Source organism: Methylorubrum aminovorans, from assembly GCF_022179725.1.
Classification (GTDB): Bacteria; Pseudomonadota; Alphaproteobacteria; order Rhizobiales; family Beijerinckiaceae; genus Methylobacterium; species Methylobacterium aminovorans.
Genome location: NZ_BPRC01000012.1, coordinates 121,074 through 137,663, shown reverse-complemented (window position 1 = coordinate 137,663; position 16,590 = coordinate 121,074). Strand labels below are relative to the sequence as shown.

At 68.1% G+C, this 16,590-nt stretch carries 13 protein-coding genes and 1 riboswitch; of the genes, 6 read left to right on the top strand and 7 right to left on the bottom strand.

Features of this window, described 5'->3' with window-relative positions; all coding sequences use genetic code 11:
• The first annotated feature begins 82 nt into the window (after positions 1-82).
• The 3 genes from MFF24_RS17230 (at position 83) to MFF24_RS17220 (ending at position 4,894) form a co-directional block, all read left to right on the top strand.
• Positions 83-679, top strand: coding sequence for a hypothetical protein (locus MFF24_RS17230; protein WP_238225911.1), 597 nt, complete (start codon positions 83-85; stop codon positions 677-679).
• 134 nt (positions 680-813) lie between these two features.
• Positions 814-1,010: riboswitch (cobalamin riboswitch) on the top strand.
• A gap of 123 nt (positions 1,011-1,133) precedes the next feature.
• Complete coding sequence (locus tag MFF24_RS17225) at positions 1,134-3,350, top strand: TonB-dependent receptor (RefSeq protein WP_238225909.1); 2,217 nt, start codon at positions 1,134-1,136, stop codon at positions 3,348-3,350.
• An 80-nt stretch (positions 3,351-3,430) separates the two neighbouring features.
• Entirely contained in the window at positions 3,431-4,894 is a 1,464-nt protein-coding gene (locus MFF24_RS17220) for a PepSY-associated transmembrane domain-containing protein (RefSeq protein ID WP_238225907.1), read from the top strand.
• A 127-nt stretch (positions 4,895-5,021) separates the two neighbouring features.
• Here MFF24_RS17220 and MFF24_RS17215 read toward each other — a convergent pair whose 3' ends face one another.
• Positions 5,022-8,606, bottom strand: coding sequence for a PAS domain-containing protein (locus MFF24_RS17215; RefSeq protein ID WP_238225905.1), 3,585 nt, complete (start codon positions 8,604-8,606; stop codon positions 5,022-5,024).
• Positions 8,607-9,415: 809 nt separating this feature from the next.
• Here MFF24_RS17215 and MFF24_RS17210 point away from each other — a divergent pair.
• The 3 genes from MFF24_RS17210 to MFF24_RS17200 all read left to right on the top strand — a co-directional run bounded on the left by MFF24_RS17210 (position 9,416) and on the right by MFF24_RS17200 (position 12,989).
• Positions 9,416-10,354, top strand: coding sequence for a pirin family protein (locus tag MFF24_RS17210; RefSeq protein WP_238225902.1), 939 nt, complete (start codon positions 9,416-9,418; stop codon positions 10,352-10,354).
• Positions 10,355-10,471: 117 nt separating this feature from the next.
• On the top strand, positions 10,472-12,238 hold the full coding sequence (locus MFF24_RS17205; protein WP_238225900.1) for a monovalent cation:proton antiporter-2 (CPA2) family protein: 1,767 nt from the start codon (positions 10,472-10,474) through the stop codon (positions 12,236-12,238).
• 31 nt (positions 12,239-12,269) lie between these two features.
• Entirely contained in the window at positions 12,270-12,989 is a 720-nt protein-coding gene (locus tag MFF24_RS17200) for a cytochrome c biogenesis CcdA family protein (RefSeq protein WP_238225898.1), read from the top strand.
• A gap of 43 nt (positions 12,990-13,032) precedes the next feature.
• Here the strand turns inward: MFF24_RS17200 and MFF24_RS17195 are convergent, their stop codons facing one another.
• The 6 genes from MFF24_RS17195 to MFF24_RS17170 form a co-directional block, all read right to left on the bottom strand.
• The gene (locus MFF24_RS17195; RefSeq protein ID WP_238225896.1) at positions 13,033-13,302 is read right to left on the bottom strand and encodes a hypothetical protein; all 270 of its coding nucleotides are present in this window, start codon (positions 13,300-13,302) and stop codon (positions 13,033-13,035) included.
• Complete coding sequence (locus tag MFF24_RS17190; protein ID WP_238225895.1) at positions 13,286-13,960, bottom strand: hypothetical protein; 675 nt, start codon at positions 13,958-13,960, stop codon at positions 13,286-13,288. Before MFF24_RS17190 ends, MFF24_RS17195 begins: the two co-directional genes overlap by 17 nt.
• A gap of 10 nt (positions 13,961-13,970) precedes the next feature.
• A complete protein-coding gene (locus MFF24_RS17185; protein ID WP_238225893.1) occupies positions 13,971-15,419 on the bottom strand; it encodes an APC family permease in 1,449 nt (482 codons plus the stop codon).
• The gene (locus tag MFF24_RS17180) at positions 15,419-15,589 is read right to left on the bottom strand and encodes a hypothetical protein (protein WP_162940405.1); all 171 of its coding nucleotides are present in this window, start codon (positions 15,587-15,589) and stop codon (positions 15,419-15,421) included. The genes MFF24_RS17185 and MFF24_RS17180 overlap by 1 nt, the downstream gene beginning before the upstream one ends.
• An 84-nt stretch (positions 15,590-15,673) precedes the next feature.
• Positions 15,674-16,069, bottom strand: coding sequence for a hypothetical protein (locus tag MFF24_RS17175; RefSeq protein ID WP_231345118.1), 396 nt, complete (start codon positions 16,067-16,069; stop codon positions 15,674-15,676).
• Between the two features lies 1 nt (position 16,070).
• On the bottom strand, positions 16,071-16,364 hold the full coding sequence (locus MFF24_RS17170) for a hypothetical protein (RefSeq protein WP_108938347.1): 294 nt from the start codon (positions 16,362-16,364) through the stop codon (positions 16,071-16,073).
• Positions 16,365-16,590 lie beyond the last annotated feature (226 nt).

Below are 16,590 nucleotides of genomic sequence, written 5' to 3'. Positions count from 1 at the left end.
CGGGGCAACGCGACCCCTTCGCGGCAACCCTCTCACCGCCGCGTGCGATCCCGATCCGGCCCGGCGTCATCAGGGAGGTTCCATGTCCCCGCCCGGCTTCCGCCGCCTCGCACTCGCCGTCGCGCTCGTCCTCACAGCCAGCGGCGCCGGTGCCGCCGAACCGATCGCGGCGGACTGGCCGGAGCCCGCTCGCAAGGCCGCGGCAGCGATTGCGGAGAAGTACGGCGCGCCTCAGGAGCAGACGGCGACCCTGCTGATCTGGCACCGGAACGGGCCGTGGATTCGAACCGTGGTGCACAAGGTCGGGGCCGAGCACGATTTCCCGGCCAAACACAGCGACGTGGTGGAACAGAGCCTGCCCTACAAGGTGCCGCTCAACCTCTTCAGCGCGGTGGCGACTTTCAACGGCAGCGTGATTCTGGATCGGACGCGGGGCACGCTTACGGCCTACGGCGCGGACGAGGCGGAGAACGTGCTGAGCCTGAATCTTGCCCGCGCGGTGGTGCGAGGGGAGCTGACGCCGGAACAGGCGCGCGAGAAGCAGGTCGCGGCAACCCAGGAGCTGGCGGGAGGCAAGACACCCGAACTCGCCGCGAAGCTGACGGTCGAGCAGCAGCAGGAGGGCGATGTCACGGACCCGGACACGGCAATGATCCTGCCGCCCGGCCGCAGTCGGTGACCGACGTCACCGATCCGCAGCCCCCCGCTGTCGAGGCGTTGCAGGCGAAGCCCGACCCAGCGACGGTTGCACCGTTAGCCACATCGATCGAACACCGGGTTCCGTGATCGGAATTGACACTCCCTGCCGACGCCGAATAGCTAGGCTTCGACGGTTCCCCTCGGGGATCAAAAGGGAACGCGGTGAGGACGTCAGTCCGATGACGCGGCTGCCCCCGCAACTGTAAGCGGCGAGCCTTCCGCCACCATGTCACTGGGCAGCCTCGCCCGGGAAGACGGTGAGAGGGCAGCGACCCGCGAGCCAGGAGACCTGCCGTCAGTCGTGGTCACACGCGAAACGCGTCGGGCGGGGTGTCCTGACGGGTGTCGAAGGCGCGCCACTCCCTTGGGGAGGTGCGGCCCGAGGCCTCGTTCGCGGTGACGTGCCACTGCCGTTGCCCGAGGCCCCCTGTACCATGTTGTCCGATGATCGCCCCCGCTCGTCTGTCGAGCACCTGCCGGCTGTCCTGCTGCTCTCCGCCGGCGCCCTCATTCTGCATGTGACCTCCCTGGCGGCTCAGGACCGCGCGGACAGTGCCGGCGAAGCGCACGCCGTCGCGCTGGAGGAGCTCGCCGTGCAGGGGACGGGATCCGGCACGCGGCTGATGGCGCGGACGCCCTACACGGCGGCGCCGACCGGCCTCAATCTCACCGCGCCGAACCGCAGCGGCAGCCGCCTCGACCTCTCACCGCTGCAGACTCCCGCAAGTATCGAGGTAATTCCGGGCCAGAAGATCCGCGAGCGCGGTCAGGAAACCGTGCAGGAGGCGATCACCCAGAACGCGGCCGGCATTACGACGATCGGCGCGCCCGGCAACGGTCTCGGCGCCTACACCTCACGGGGCTTTGCTGGCGTCAATTCGGTGATGCAGCTCTACGACGGCACCCGGCTCTATGTCGGCGCCGGAACGGTCACCTACCCCTTCGACACCTGGAACGTCGATCGGATCGAGGTGCTACGCGGGCCGGCCTCGGTCCTCTATGGGGACGGTGCCATCGGTGGCGTCATCAACGTCGTGCCCAAAAAGCCGACGGCCGTCCCGATCAACGCGGCTCGCGCCGCTCTCGGATCGGACGGCGTGAAGCGCTTGGCCTTCGACAGCGGCGGCCCGGTCGGCGAGAGCGTATTCTACCGCCTCAACGTCAGCGCCAATCAGGCCGATGGCTGGCTGCGCCAGAACGGCGATTTCGCCAATCTTGCGGTCTCGGGGGCCGTGCTCTTCCAGGCAACGCCCGACCTCGCCTTCACCCTATCGCACGATTACGGCTACCAGGAGCCCCTGCGCTACTTCGGGACGCCGCTAATCGGCGGCCGGATCGATCCACGGATCCGATTCAACAACTACAACGTCAACGACAGCCGCATTGTCTTCAAGGACAACTGGACTCAGTTCAAGACCGAGTGGACGCCGACCGCCGACATCACGATCCGCAACACAGCCTACCGTCTCGTGTCGGATCGGCACTGGCGCAATGTCGAGACCTACAGCTTCGTGCCAGGCACCGGCCTGATTCGCCGAACCGACCCGATCGAGATCTTCCACAACCAGGAGCAGATCGGCAATCGCTTCGACGCCGCCTTCAAGGGAGAGCTGTTCGGCTTCCGCAACGAATTTGTCGCCGGCTTCGACGTCAACCACATCCGGTTCAAGCACATCAACAATTCGCCCTATCGCGGCGAGAGCAGTGTCGATCCGTTCGTCTTCAGTCCGGGCATCTTCACCAGCCTCGATCCGACCACGCTCGGCTATCTCACGAACTCCAACCAGTACTCGCTGTTTGCGGAGAATCGCATCGAGCTGACGGACCAGCTCTCGCTGATCGCCGGCGTGCGCTACGACGCGCCCACCGTCCGCCGCGAGGATCCGCGCCGCCCGTCGGCCGGGTTCACCAAGGATTTCAGCGCGGTGAGCTATCGCTTCGGTGCAGTCTACAACCCGACGCCGGACAGTGCGCTCTACGCAAGCTATGCGACCGCCGTCGATCCGGTGGGATCCCTCATCACGCTGACGCTGGCGCAGAAGGATTTCCAACTCTCGACCGGCGAGCAGTTTGAGGTCGGCTACAAGCAGACGTTCTGGGAAGGCCGAGGCGAGTTCACCCTGGCCGGCTACCGGATCAAGAAGGACAACCTTCTGACCGTGGATCCGCTGCGGCCGTCCGTGTCGGTTCAGGTCGGCAGCCAATCCTCGCATGGTGTCGAGGCGTTCGCCTCGCTTGGCCTATGGGAGAATTGGACGGTGGAGGGCAACATCGCCCTGCTGCACGCCCAGTACGATGACTTCCAGCAGGCCGTCGGCGGCGTCGCCGTCAACTTCGCCGGCAACCAGCCGATCAACGTCCCCGAGCGCGTCGCCAATCTCTGGCTGAGCTGGGCCTTCGCGCCGCGCTGGGAAGCGCGGGCCGGCATACAATTCGTCGGCGAGACCTTCAGCGACTTCGCCAACACGGCCCGGCGGCCGGCCTACGAGGTCGTCAATGCGAGTGTGGATTACCGCGTGAGCGAAACCTCGCATTTCAGCCTGCGCGCCTACAACCTGCTCGACAAGATCTACCCTGTGACGGGGAGTTCGGCGGCGTGGCTGCTGGGTCGGCCGCGCTCGGTCGAGGTCGCCTACAGCATCGCCTTCTGAGGGCGCGTGCCGATGCGTTTCGCGCAGGGCGGGCGGCCCCGGCTCGGCGGCCGCAGCAACCGGCGGCCGGGGAATCGATCGTGACGCGTGCGCTCCTTAAGCGCGGCAAGCGGTGGCTCTATCTCGCCCATCGCTGGCTCGGCATCGTGACCTGCCTCCTCTTCGTGACGTGGTTCGTGTCCGGCCTCGTCATGATGTATGTCGGCTTCCCCAGCCTGACCGAGGCGGAGCGCCGCGGTAGCCTGCCGCGCCTTGCCTGGGACGAGGTGGCGGTGACGCCGGGCGAGGCACTCGAAGCCGCCGGCCAGACCCGATTCCCGCGGGACCTGCGCCTCGCCATGCTCGACGGGGAGCCTGTCTACCGCATCGTCGGCTGGGATGGCGGGCAGGCGACCGTCTCGGCAACCCGCCGGCGCCTGATTACCGGCATCGATAAAGGACAGACGCTCGCCATCGCCCGGCACGACCGGCGCGCGACGCGACCCCGGCTGCTCGGCGAAATCGACCGCGACCAGTGGTCCGTGACGGCGCGCTACGACCCGTTGCGGCCATTCCATCTCATCGCCCTCGGCGACGCCGAGGATACCCGCCTCTACGTCTCCGCCCGCACGGGCGAAGTGGCCCTCGACACCACGGGGCGGGAGCGGTTCTGGAACTGGTTCGGCGCCATCCCGCACTGGGTCTACCTGACGCCCCTGCGGGCGCAGGCCGCCCTGTGGCGGGATGTGGTTCTCTGGGTCTCCGGCATCGCCATCGCCGGTGCGGTGTCGGGTCTATGGGTCGGGCTGCTGCGTGTCCGGCTGCGGCGACCCTACGCGGCGGGCTCGGTCTCGCCCTATCGGGGCTGGGCGGCCTTGCACCATGTCGGCGGTCTCGTCGGCGGCCTGACCCTGCTGACCTTCGTCGCCAGCGGCTGGCTGTCGATGAACCCGAACCGCTGGTTCGGCGCGAGGGCGCCGAGCCAAGCCATGCTCGAACGCTTCGCCGGCGTGACGGAAGCCCGCTGGGGACAGGACTTGGCCGCCCTCCGCGCCGCAGCCTGCCCCGATGCCGTCGAGGCGCGGTTCGGCTGGATCGGCGGCGAGTCGCGGGCCATCCTGGCCTGCCGGGATGGCTCGACCTCGGCATGGGCCACCCCGACGATCACCGGATTGGTGAAGGCTGCCCGCCAGCTCCTGCCCGATGCCGCGATCCGCGAAGCGGCGCTCCTGACCGAGGAGGATGCCTACTGGTACTCCCATCACCAGCCGCGTCGCCTGCCGGTGCTGCGGGTGAAGTTCGCCGACGCGGACGCGACGTGGTTCCATCTCGACCCTGAAACGGGCGAGGTTCTCAACCGAGCCGACCGTTCCTCGCGGACCTATCGCTGGCTGTTCAACGCCGCCCACAGCTTCGACTTTCGCCTGCTGGTGAAGAACCGCCCGGCCTGGGACGCCGTGCTCTGGCTCCTCTGCGCCGCCGGACTGATCATCTCCGTGTCGGGCGTCGTGATCGGCTGGAGACGTCTCGGATTGACCCGCGTCCGGCGCAGCGGCGCGCGCTAAGCATCGTCCCGAAAGGTGGCCACCGGCTTTCGGAAAAAGACGATGCAGATACAGGAGGATAGAGCATCGTGCTGGATCTGATATCCGGCACGATGCTCTAAAGCCCGGCCGAAGCGGAGAGGGGCTGTCAGACGCGCCGTGCGGTGACGCGTTGAAGGATGCTCGAGAGTTGCTCGGCCGAGTAGGGCTTCTGCAGCAGCTCGAAACCGTGGCTGCCTTCCTGGGCCAGCACGTGGCTGTAGCCCGACGTCAGCACGACGGGCAGGTCCGGGAATCGCTTGTTGATCTCATGGGCCAACGCGACCCCGTTCATGCCGGGCATCACCACATCCGAGAACACGGCGTCGAAATCGGCCCCTCCCTCCGCGAGATAGGCCAGCGCCGCGTCGGCATTCGCCGCCCAGGTCGTGACGTAGCCGAGGTCCTCGAGGATTTGCGTGGCGAAGCGTCCGACCTCGATGTTGTCCTCGACGACGAGAACCTGCTGACCGAAGCCGCCGGGCTCGATCGAACCCGCCTTGCCACGCTCCTCGCCGGCCTTCGCCTCGGGCTCGACCTGGGGCAGGTAGAGGGTGAAGGTGGTGCCGCGGCCAGGCGCGCTGTCGACGGCGACGTCACCGCCCGATTGCTTAGCGAATCCGAACACCTGAGAGAGGCCGAGACCGGTTCCCTTGCCGACATCCTTCGTGGTGAAGAACGGCTCGAAGATATGGGCCAGCACATCGGGCGCGATGCCGGCGCCGGTATCGTGCAGCGAGACTGCCGCGAACGGCCCCGGCGCGCCGGCATGGCCCCGTATGGTGGGCAGCGACTGGCCGCAATCGAGGCGCAGCGTCAGGGTGCCTTCGCCCTCCATCGCGTCGCGGGCGTTGACCGCCATGTTGACCAGGGCAGTCTCGAATTGGCTGAGGTCCACCTTGACGAAGCAGGGCCGGTCCGGAAGCGCGGTGACGACCCGAATGCGGGCGCCCGTCACCGTATCGAGCAGGTCGGCCACGCTGCGCAGGCGGGCGCCGACATCGATCGTTTCCGGCTTGAGGGCCTGCCGCCGCGCGAAGGCGAGGAGCTGACCGGTCAGCTTGGCCGCCCGGTCCACCGTCTCCGAGACCGCGGTGAGGTAGCGGTTCCTGCGCTCCTCGGGCAGGTCGGGGCGACACAGGAAGTCGACCGAGGAGCGGATGATCGTCAGCAGATTGTTGAAGTCGTGGGCTACGCCGCCGGTCAACTGCCCGATGGCCTCCAGCTTCTGGGACTGGCGCAAAGCCTCCTCGGCCTGCCGCAGCGCCTCTCCCTGCGCCTTCTCGGCGGTCACGTCGCGCCCGTAGGCATAGACCAGATCGCCTTCGATCGCGGTACGCCAGGAGATCCAGCGCGAGGCCCCGTCCTTGTGGCGGTAGCGGTTCTCGAAATCGGTGAGCGGACCGGTGCGAACGGCACTCTCGAGAGCGACATAGGTCAGTTCCAGGTCGTCTGGCCAGATGAACTCCGCGAAGTGGCGGCCCACGATTTCTGCGGGGCCATAGCCGAGGATGGTCTCCCAAGCCGGGTTCGCGGCGCGGAAGATGCCGTCGGCGCTGACCACCACCAGAAGATCGCGCGAGTTGCGCCAGACCCGGTCGTGCTCGGCCGTGCGCTCGGCGACGCGCCGCTCCAGGGTCTCGTTGAAGCGCACGAGGTCGGCCATCACCTGCTTCTGGTCGTCGATATCGGTGCTGGTGCCGACCCAGCGCAGCACCGCACCGTCGGCCGCCACCACGGGCTGTCCGCGGCCCAGGAACCAGCGGTAGACCCCGTCCGCCCGCCTCAGCCGATACTCGCTCTGGTAGCTGCCGACAGAGGCCACCGCGACGAGCCATTCGCGGGCCACGCGATCACGGTCGTCGGGGTGGATGATTGCCCGCCAGCCTTCCGCATCGAGTGCGCCCGGGCTAAGCCCGGCATAGGCGTAGACGCGCTCGTTGAACCAGGTGGCCCGCCCCTTCGCGTCGGTGGCCCACACGAAATTGGGCATCACCTGCGAGAGCACACGGAACTGCTCCTCGCTCTCCCGCAGCGCGACCTCGGCCCGGACCCGGTCGGTGATGTCGACGCTGACGGCCAGCATGGCGGCGATCGTGCCGTCGTCGAAGCGCACGGCGGAGACGCTGTTGCGCACCCAGACGATTTCGCCGTCGGGACGGAGGTATCGCTTCTCGATGTCGAACGCCGTCCCGTCACGGGCAGCCGCCGCGAAGGCGGGAGCGTTGCGCGCGCGGTCGTCCGGATGCGTGATCTCGATCATGCGAGACCCGAGCACTTGTTCGCGCGAGCGGCCGACGATGCTGCAATAGGTCTCGTTCACGTCCGTGAAGCGGCCCTCCAGATCTGACAGTGCGAGGCCCGCGCCGGCCTGCGCGAAGACGGCCTTGAGGCGCGCCTCGCGATCCAGCAGCGCGGCTTCCGCCTGCTTGCGTGCCGTGATGTCGATGGCCGTGCCGACCATGCGCAGGCAGCGCCCGTCCTCGAAGATGCCCCGGCCCTTGGCGGCCACCCAGCGCACGACGTCGTCTTCCTTGCCGACCGTGCGGTACTCGACGTCGTAGACCGCGCGCCGGTCCGGATCCGCTGCGGCGGCGTAGGCAGCGCTGGTGGCCTCGCGGTCGTCCGGGTGCAAGCCGGCATAGTAGTCGGCCATCGTCACCGGCACGTCCGGCGAGATTCCGAACATCGCCTTCACCCGCGCCGGCCAGAACAGAGTCCCCTTGACCTCATCGACGTCCCAGAGCCCGATCTCGGCCGCCTCGGTCGCCAGCCGCAAGCGCCGCTCGCTCTCGCGCAGTTGCTCCTCGATCTGCCTTCGGGCCGTGTCGTCGAGGTGGAGCCCGTCCCAGATCAGATGATCGCCGACGGGGCGCGGCGCGGAGACGATGCGCGTCCAGCGGATGCCGCCGTCGGGACGGCGAATCGGCGCCTCGACATCGAAGGGTGCGACGTCCCGGATCGCCACCGCTTCGGCCTCGGCGAGGCGGTGGCGATGCTCCGGCAGGAAGAGGTTGTAGGCGGCGGCGGGATCGGCGAGCACCGCCTCCGCCGGCAGGCCGGTCAAGCGCTCGAAGCCCTGCGACACGTAGAGGAATTGGCGTTCCGACCCGTCGCGGGGCGTGGCGATCTGGTAGACGTAGCCGCCCGGCAGATGGTCGGCGAGGGCGCGCTGACGCGCCTCCGTCTCGCGCAGGCCGAGCTCGGCGCGGACGCGCCCAGTCGTCTCGGTGCAGGCGCAGAACATGCCGGCGACTTGCCCCTCCTCGTCGCGCACCGGCGAGTAGGAGAAGGTGAACCAGGTCTGCTCTTCATGGCCGCGCCGGTTCATGGTCAGCGGCATGTCCTCGGACCAAGTCGGCTCGCCGGACAGCGCCTTCTCGACGAGCGGCACGATGTCGGGCCAGATCTCCGGCCAGACCTCGCGGAAGCGCCGACCGAGCGCCTGCGGATGCTTGTCGCCCAGGATCTCGCCGTAGGCGTCGTTGTAGAGAAAGCCGAGTTCGGCTCCGAACGCCACGAACATCGGGAAGCGCGAGCCCAGCATCAGGCTGACGGTCGAGCGCAGACAGGGCGGCCAGGCCTCCGGATGCCCGAGAGGCGAGCGCGACCACGCGTGGGAGCGCATCATCGCGCCCATTTGCCCGCCGCCTGCGAGGAAGGGGAAAGCCGTGGCCGTCGCGTTCTCGAACATCAGACCGGGGTCATCTCGACCATTGCCGGGCGCTCCCCGCCGCTTGATCCGGCTCGGGTTCAGCGTACCGGCAGGATACCTGAAGGCAGAAGCGAGAGCTTGGCAAGACAAACCCAGTGGTGTTGATCGGCGCCCTTCTGCTGTGTTGCGCTGTCGCCCTGCGAGACAACCCAACGTTACCCTTCGCAGCGCCGGCTCAACTCGGCAGGTCGTATCGGCCTAGATTCGTCGAGATTGGCAGGCCCCATGCGGGTCTCGCCAGATGTGCCGATCTCGCACTTGGACACAATCAGCCGCGCCGTCTGCCGCTGTCGATCAAGGATTCCACGGCGGGGGAATGGTTGGTGTAGGCCAAGCACAGGCCGGAGAGCGTGGGCGTCGGGCTGTTCGCCGGGCCGGATTCCAGTTTTGTCACTTCTGGCAGGGGAACATCGTGTGTGAGACGGGCGAGGCACTGACCCCTGGCACGCGAATTGGCAAAGGCGTCCAGCGGCAGTTGACTGGAATGCATGCCGCGGATGCCGCCCCTCTCAATCGGTTGAGAATATCGGCTGATCGGTGGCGGTTGCCCCTGCGCGATTGCCGGCAGGCGCTGTGGACACGGCAGTCGAGCGAAGGCTGCTGATCTGCCGGCCCCTTCCTCATAGGGGCGCATTTTAAGAAACGATGCATTTCGTTCGTTTCTGTTTTCGATCTATCTCCTTTGCCTCATAAGTCACTCCTGCGACGCGCGGTATGGTGGCGTTGCCCCGCATGGCGGCGGAGGCTTGTGCGTCCCGCCGGTCCCCGATCACGATGGGAGGAGAGCGATGAGCTGGCACAGTGCGGATGATCCGATCCCCGGCGACCATTTCAGTTGCGATGCGATCCAGACCCTGATCGTGCCGCGATCGCGCGATCTCGGGTCCTTCGCGGTTCGCCGCGCCCTTCCGTCCACCGAGTGCCGGATGGTGGGCCCCTTCATCTTCTTCGATCAGATGGGCCCCTCCGAGTTCCTGCTCGGCCAAGGCATGGACGTGCGCCCCCACCCGCATATCGGCCTCTCGACGGTAACCTACCTGTTCGACGGCGAGATCATGCACCGCGACAGCCTCGGCACGGAGCTGCCGATCCGGCCGGGCGAACTGAACTGGATGACCGCCGGGCGCGGCATCACCCATTCGGAGCGCACCGCCCCGACGCTGCGCCAGACCGGCTCGCGGTTGTTCGGCATCCAGAGCTGGGTCGCCCTGGCAGCCCAGGACGAGGAGAACACCCCGGCTTTCGAGCACTACGAGGCAGAAGCACTTCCGATCGTCACCGGTGAGGGCAAGACGGTTCGCCTGATCGCGGGTGAGGCGTTCGGGGCGCGTTCGCCGGTCCGTACCTCGAGCCCGATGGTCTACGCCGACGTGATGCTGGAGGCGGGCGCCGTCCTGCCGCTCGATCCGACCTACGACGAGCGCGCGATCTATACCGTCGCGGGGGCGATCGAGATCGCCGGAGACGGCTTCGGTCCCGGCCAGCTCCTGGTGTTCCGGCCGGGCGACCGCATCAGTATTCGTGCGACGCAAAGCGCCCGATTCATGGTTCTGGGTGGCGAGCCGATGGACGGCCCGCGCCATCTCTGGTGGAACTTCGTATCCTCGCGGCCGGAGCGGATCGCCCAGGCCAAAGAGGATTGGCGCCAAGGCCGCTTCGATACGGTGCCCAACGATGCCGAGTTCATCCCGTTGCCGGAAGAGCCCCAGCCGGTCCGCTATCCTTGAGCAACAGCGCGCGGGTCTGCCATAGACCCGCGCACCCGCTGACGACCAATGCGGCAGCCCCCGGTCGGCGGCGCCGTGCCCCACGTCCGACGTTCGACCAAGAGGCTCGTCCAGATCATGGCTGTTGAAGCAACCGGGGCCGCGAGCGAGCTTGTTCAGGTCGTCGCCCTCCTCGCCGCCGGCGTCGTCGCCGTCCCCCTGTTCAAGCGGTTGGGGCTCGGCTCGGTCCTGGGCTACCTCGTAGCGGGGCTCGCCATCGGACCGTTCGGGCTGGGCCTGTTCACCGACGCCCACGCGATCCTCCACGTGGCCGAACTCGGCGTCGTCATGTTTCTCTTCATCATCGGATTGGAGATGGAGCCCTCGCGCCTCTGGGGCATGCGGCGCGAGATCTTCGGCCTCGGCCTGGCGCAGGTCGGTGCCTGCATCGCCGCCCTGACGCTTGTCGGCGTCGCCATGGGATTCTCGCTCGTCGTCGCCTTCGTCGCCGGCACCGGCTTCGTGCTCACTTCGACTGCCATCGTCATGCAATTGCTCGATGAGCGCGGCGCGCTCTCGACCCCGAAAGGCCAGCGGATCGTCGCCATCCTGCTCCTTGAGGATCTGGCCATCGTGCCGCTTCTGGCCGCCGTCGCCCTGTTGGCGCCGGGCGGTGGCGAGACGAGCGGGATGGAGCGCGCGACCGCCATCGTGATCGCGCTGGTTTCCGTCGCCGCGCTGGTGGCGGCCGGCCGCTGGTTGCTCAACCCGCTGTTCCGGCTCCTTGCCGCGGCCAAGGCGCGGGAGGTCATGACGGCGGCGGCGCTCCTTGTCGTGCTCGGCTCGGCGCTGGCGATGCAGCTCGGCGGTCTCTCGATGGCGATGGGCGCCTTCCTGGCCGGCGTCCTGCTCTCGGAATCGAGCTTCCGTCACCAGCTCGAGGCCGATATCGAGCCATTCCGCGGCATCCTGCTCGGCCTGTTCTTCCTCGGCGTCGGCATGTCCCTCGACCTCGCCGTGATCGCCGCGAACTGGGCCCTGATCCTGATGAGCGTCGCCGCCTACATGGCGGTAAAGAGCCTGGTGATCTACGTGATCGCCCGCCTCCTGCGGGCAGGGCATGCCGAGGCGCTGGAGCGCACGGCGCTGATGGCGCAGGGCGGCGAATTCGCCTTCGTCCTCTACGCGGCGGCTGCGAGCGCCGGCATCATCGACGGCACGACCAACGCGATCCTGACCGCCACCGTCATCCTGTCGATGGCGCTGACGCCGCTCACCGTGATCGCCCTCGATCGCTTCGGCCCAAAGGCATCCGCCTCCACGGATGGCCTCGAGGCGCCGGAGGATCTCGTCGGCAGCGCCCTGATCATCGGCTTCGGCCGCTTCGGGCAGATCGTCAGCCAGCCGCTGATCTCGCGCGGGTGCTCGGTCTCGATCATCGACACGAACGCCGACAACATTCGCCTCGCGGAAGGGTTCGGGTTCAAGGTCTATTACGGCGACGGCGCCCGTCTCGACATTCTCCGCGCGGCCGGTGCCGCCACGGCGCGGGCGATCCTGATCTGCATCGACGACCGCGCGATGGCCAAGCGCATCGCCGAGTTGGCGAAAGCGGAATTCCCGCTGGTGCCGGTCCTGGCCCGCGCCCGCGATCGCGAGCACGCGGTCGAGCTGATCGAGGCAGGCGTCGCCTACCAGATTCGCGAGACGCTCGAATCGGCCTTCGCCTTTGGCCAGCAGGCGCTCGTGACCATCGGTTCGGAGCCGGAGGCGGCCGGGGAGATCATGGAAGAGGTTCGTCGGCGCGACGCGGAGCGTCTCGACCTTCAGGTCGTGGGCGGCATTTATGCCGGTCGCGAGCTGATCCGCGGCAACGCCGCCCAGCCGGCCCACGGGCACGGTTGAGCCGAATCGGGGGAGGGGGTTCGCGCGCACCATGACCATGCAGCTCGGCCTCGCCAGCCTCGCCGGCCTGCTCTCGGTGCTCTCGCCCTGCGTCCTGCCGCTGCTGCCTCTCGTGCTCGGCGCGGCTGCGACGGAGCATCGCCTCGGGCCGGTGGCGCTCGCCGCCGGCCTCGCGCTCGCCTTCGTCGCGATCGGCCTGTTCGTGGCGACGATCGGCTTCGCCATCGGTCTCGACGGCGAGCTGTTCCGCAAAGCCGCGGCTGCGATGCTCATGGTGCTCGGCCTCGTCCTGCTCGTGCCGGCGGCGCAGACCCGGCTCGCCGCCGCGGGCGGGCCGGTGAGCGACTGGGCGGAGCGGCGGTTCGGCGGCTTCTCCACCGCCGGCCTGCCGGGCCAGTTCGCCGTCGGCCTGCTGCTCGGCGCCGTCTGGAGCCCCTGTGTCGGCCCGACCCTCGGGGCTGCCTCGCTCCTGGCGGCTCAGGGACGCGATCTCGGCAGCGTCGCACTGACCATGCTGCTGTTCGGGCTCGGGGCGGCCCTGCCGCTCGTCGCCCTCGGGATGCTGTCGCGTGAGATCCTGATGCGCTGGCGCGAGCGGATGCTCGGCCTCGGCCGCGGGCTGAAGGCGGCTCTCGGTGCCGTCCTCCTCGTCTCGAGCGGATTGATCCTCTCAGGGTATGACCGGGCGCTGGAAACGGCCCTGGTGAACGCCTCGCCGGACTGGCTCACGGCCCTCACGACACGGTTCTGACGGGTCGCCAAGGCTACCTCCGAATCGGTTTCCCGAATCGGCGTCAGTGTGGGACCCGGTCCGCCCAAGCCCGATCGAGGCGGGCACCGCGATAGGCGTCCGGAATGGACAAAGCCCAAACGAAGAAGCCGCCGGCATGACGCCCGACGAGGCTTGCATCGGGCGCGGCGAAGCGGGCGGTGAGCCAGCCGCCGAGGAGCGCGAACAGGGCAAAGCCGAGCCCGCGCGCTGCGCGCCCCGTCCAGACATGGCCGATGCCGGGCAGGAGGGCCGCGACGAGCAGGACGCGGGTGGGATCAGGCAGCGCGCGCATGCCGCGTCTCCGAGGATGGTTCGGACAGGATCCGAGCGAGATCCAAACCGTCGCGTAGCGTGCCGCTAAGCCGGTCCGAGGCGAGGCGCGACAGGGGGAAGCGGCTGCCGCGCAGGAGCAGGTAGGTGCCCCGCGCGCCCTGGCTCGCCTGCACCGTGAGGCGAAGTCCGTCGGACGTCACCAGAACCTCCTTTACCGTCGGATCGGCGAAGAGGCGACTCAGCGCGGGGCCAATGCGGGCAAGCAGCGCCTCCGCGCCCGGCGTCCCGCGCACGAGGGTATCGGCCGGCCATGTCTGGGGGACGGGAAGGCGCAGCGGAAGCCGATCAGGTGCGTAGAATTCCGCGCTGGCCGGACGGCGCAGCACATCGAGGATCGCCCCGGTCGCGAGCGGCACCCGGAGGGTGACGTGGAGCCAGAGCTGCGGCAGCCTGCGATGCACCAGGGTGTCGGGAACGAAGCGGATATCGACGGCCGCCGATCCGAGGCGGCCGCGCAGCGTCGCGAAGCCGGCCCGGTCGCGTCCGAGGCGCGGCGTCGCGACCTGCCCGGCGCAGTCGTCGAGGAGACCGCCCCGCCACGCTGCCTCTCGCCGGTGCTGGCGCAGGCAAAAGGCTACGCTCGACAGGAGGATCAGGAGGCTGAGGCCGATCAGCATCACCGCGCCTTCAATATCCGCGGGGCTTCGGCCAGGGCATCGTGAACTGGTCGCCGCGGCGCACATACTTGTAGCGGTGCAGGACGAACCAGGCCGAGGCGGTGATGTAGAAGGCCATCATTGCCAGAAGCTGCGTGCCGTAGCCGAGGAAGACCGCGAGGTAGGTGACCACGCACAGGACGAGCAGTAGCACGGCCGGCAGCGGATGGAGCGGATGCACGTAGCCGCGCTGGATCGAGCCGAGCGGCCATTTGCGGCGGAATAGCACGATCGACAGCGCCATCAGCGTGTAGCCGAGCAGCCCCGACAGGATCGAGAAGGTGATGGTCTGATCGAGCGGCGTCGAGACGGCGAACAGGATCGCGATCGGCACGAAGAAGACGATGGCGCGATACGGCGTGCGGTAGGTCGGGTGAACGGCACCGAACCAGACCGGCATGTAGCGGTCCCGGCCCATGGCGAACCACGCCCGCGACGCGTCGTTGATGCAGCCATTGGCCGAGGCGACCGTGGCGAACAGCGTGCCGAGGAACAGGAACAGCTCCAGCCAGCGGCTGCCGGTGAGACGGGCCGCGTCGTAGAGCGGCGTCACCGCCTGGCCGAGATATTCCCACGGCATCAGGCCGGAGCAGACGTACCACGTCAGCGTCGCGGCGATCAGCAGGGTCATCATGCCGGTCATGGTGCCGAGCGGCAGGGCGCGGGCCGGAGAGCGGACCTCCTCGGCGGCCTGGGTGGTGCCCTCGATGCCGAGATAGAACCACAGCCCGAAATGCATCGCCGCGAGGATGCCGAGCGAGCCATAGGGCAGGGCGCCCAGTAGCGCCTCGTGCTTCAGCACCGCGCCCGGCGCCCAGGGCTGGGTCGCGACGAACAGCACCACGATCGCGGCGAAGGCGGCAGAGGTGATGACGAGGTTGAGCGTCAGCGTGGCGAGCACGCCGCGATAATTGAGGAAGGCGAGCGCGACGACGGTGAGCACCATGAAGGCGCGCTTGTCGACCGTCCCTTCGAGCCCGAGGCTCTGGGCGAAGGCCTCGATCAGATCGCCCGTGACGATGGCGTTCGACACCTCCAGCATGGTGTAGGCCATGACGAGGTAGAGGCCGACATTGAAGGCCGCCAGCGGCCCGATGATGTGCTTGGCCTGGGCATACTGCCCGCCGGCGGCGGCGACCGTCGAGGTGATCTCGGAATCGATCATCGCGACGCAGGTGTAGAGGATGCCGGCGAGCCAACAGGCGGCCAGAGCCGCGACCGCCCCGCCCTTACCCACCGCGAAGTTCCAGCCCATGAATTCGCCGACGAGGACGATGCCGACGCCGAGCGCCCAGACATGGCCGGGCCCGAGCACGCGCAGCAGCGCGACCTTCCGGGGTACGGCCGGCGCCGGGGCCGTGCTCGCTTCGGCGGGCGGCTGAGCGGCGACCCGCTCCGCGATCGGTTGGCCTGTCGTCATCACGACCTCGCCGCCGTCTCGCCGACCTCGGAATCGACGATCTCACCCTCCTCGGAGGAGAGGAGGAAGCTCTCGTCATAGGTTCGATTGGTGCGGAGGAGGTCGAACCCCATCCAGAGGGCGAGGGCGGTCGCGGCCGCCCAGGCGCCCCAATTCATCACGGACACCATGACGTGTTCCCCCCGATCTGCAGGACGATTGGGCCGACGACCTCGGCAGCTTAGGAAGGTGGGTCGAGCGGCGGACCGTTCGATTCAGGCCTTCGGCGCGCCGTCGAAACGCTCGGCGATGACTTCGCGGTACTCGCGGTCCGAGTACCGAAACATGAAGATGAAGTAGCCGACGATGATCGCGGCGGTGAGCGCCACGAGGCCCCAGTTGAAGGCGTAGTCGAAGCGGGTGCCGATGATCCCGGCCGCCTTCTCCGGCGTGAAGCCGAGCTTCTCCCACTGGCCCGCCATGGTCGGATTCTGGCCGAGCGACTCCCAGGTCGGGTTCGGCGTCGTGGTCGTCGTCGTGCCGCCGCCGGCCAGCTTGAACAGCAGGGGCAGGTAGAGGGTGATGAAGACGAGAACCAGCATCAGGACGGCATCGACGATCTGCCCGACCACGGACTGAACCGGCGGTTCGTAGGGCGTGCGGCCGGCCATCTCAGGCCTCCCCCGCCCGGCGCATCTCCCGGAGGCGATCGAGGTAGTAGAGGTCGGTGCCGTAGATCGCGTCGCGATCCTCGCGGTAGTGCCGGATCATCGCGGCGATCGCTGCCGTGTTGAGCAGCACGACGCAGGCGCCGACGCCGAGGACGAGAAACGTCACCCCGCAGGCGTCGCAGGCCTGCCGCATGGTCCAGAAGGTGAAGGCGTAGACGAGCCAGACCATCCCAACAGCGAAAATGGCTGCCGCTCGATCCCGACCGAACATGGCTGCGACGCGCGCATCCTGCATGGCAGATCTCCTCCCGGAGAATCGTTCTTGAAAGGAATTCTGGCTTCCTTTCGAGAAATATCCTGCCGTTTGAAACGTGCGTCAAGCCGAATTCGCCGCCGCATTGCAGCATAGTTCCGACGCTTTGCTCGGAATGTCTCAAGTTCGGGCGGGAGCCGAACGATGATCGGCTTTGGCACCGGAGAGCGTGTCCGGGTGTTTTCCACCCTGTCATCACGACCGGGGA

Excerpts from the sequence above, each read along its gene's own strand:
- MFF24_RS17195 (WP_238225896.1), bottom strand. The coding sequence starts at position 13,302 with ATGCGCGCGCTGCCTGATCCCACCCGCGTCCTGCTCGTCGCGGCCCTC.
- MFF24_RS17210 (WP_238225902.1), top strand. The coding sequence starts at position 9,416 with ATGAGCTGGCACAGTGCGGATGATCCGATCCCCGGCGACCATTTCAGT.
- MFF24_RS17205 (WP_238225900.1), top strand. The coding sequence starts at position 10,472 with ATGGCTGTTGAAGCAACCGGGGCCGCGAGCGAGCTTGTTCAGGTCGTC.
- MFF24_RS17185 (WP_238225893.1), bottom strand. The coding sequence starts at position 15,419 with ATGACGACAGGCCAACCGATCGCGGAGCGGGTCGCCGCTCAGCCGCCC.
- MFF24_RS17200 (WP_238225898.1), top strand. The coding sequence starts at position 12,270 with ATGACCATGCAGCTCGGCCTCGCCAGCCTCGCCGGCCTGCTCTCGGTG.
- MFF24_RS17175 (WP_231345118.1), bottom strand. The coding sequence starts at position 16,069 with ATGGCCGGCCGCACGCCCTACGAACCGCCGGTTCAGTCCGTGGTCGGG.
- MFF24_RS17190 (WP_238225895.1), bottom strand. The coding sequence starts at position 13,960 with ATGCTGATCGGCCTCAGCCTCCTGATCCTCCTGTCGAGCGTAGCCTTT.
- MFF24_RS17170 (WP_108938347.1), bottom strand. The coding sequence starts at position 16,364 with ATGCAGGATGCGCGCGTCGCAGCCATGTTCGGTCGGGATCGAGCGGCA.
- MFF24_RS17230 (WP_238225911.1), top strand. The coding sequence starts at position 83 with ATGTCCCCGCCCGGCTTCCGCCGCCTCGCACTCGCCGTCGCGCTCGTC.
- MFF24_RS17225 (WP_238225909.1), top strand. The coding sequence starts at position 1,134 with ATGTTGTCCGATGATCGCCCCCGCTCGTCTGTCGAGCACCTGCCGGCT.
- MFF24_RS17180 (WP_162940405.1), bottom strand. The coding sequence starts at position 15,589 with ATGGTGTCCGTGATGAATTGGGGCGCCTGGGCGGCCGCGACCGCCCTC.
- MFF24_RS17215 (WP_238225905.1), bottom strand. The coding sequence starts at position 8,606 with ATGTTCGAGAACGCGACGGCCACGGCTTTCCCCTTCCTCGCAGGCGGC.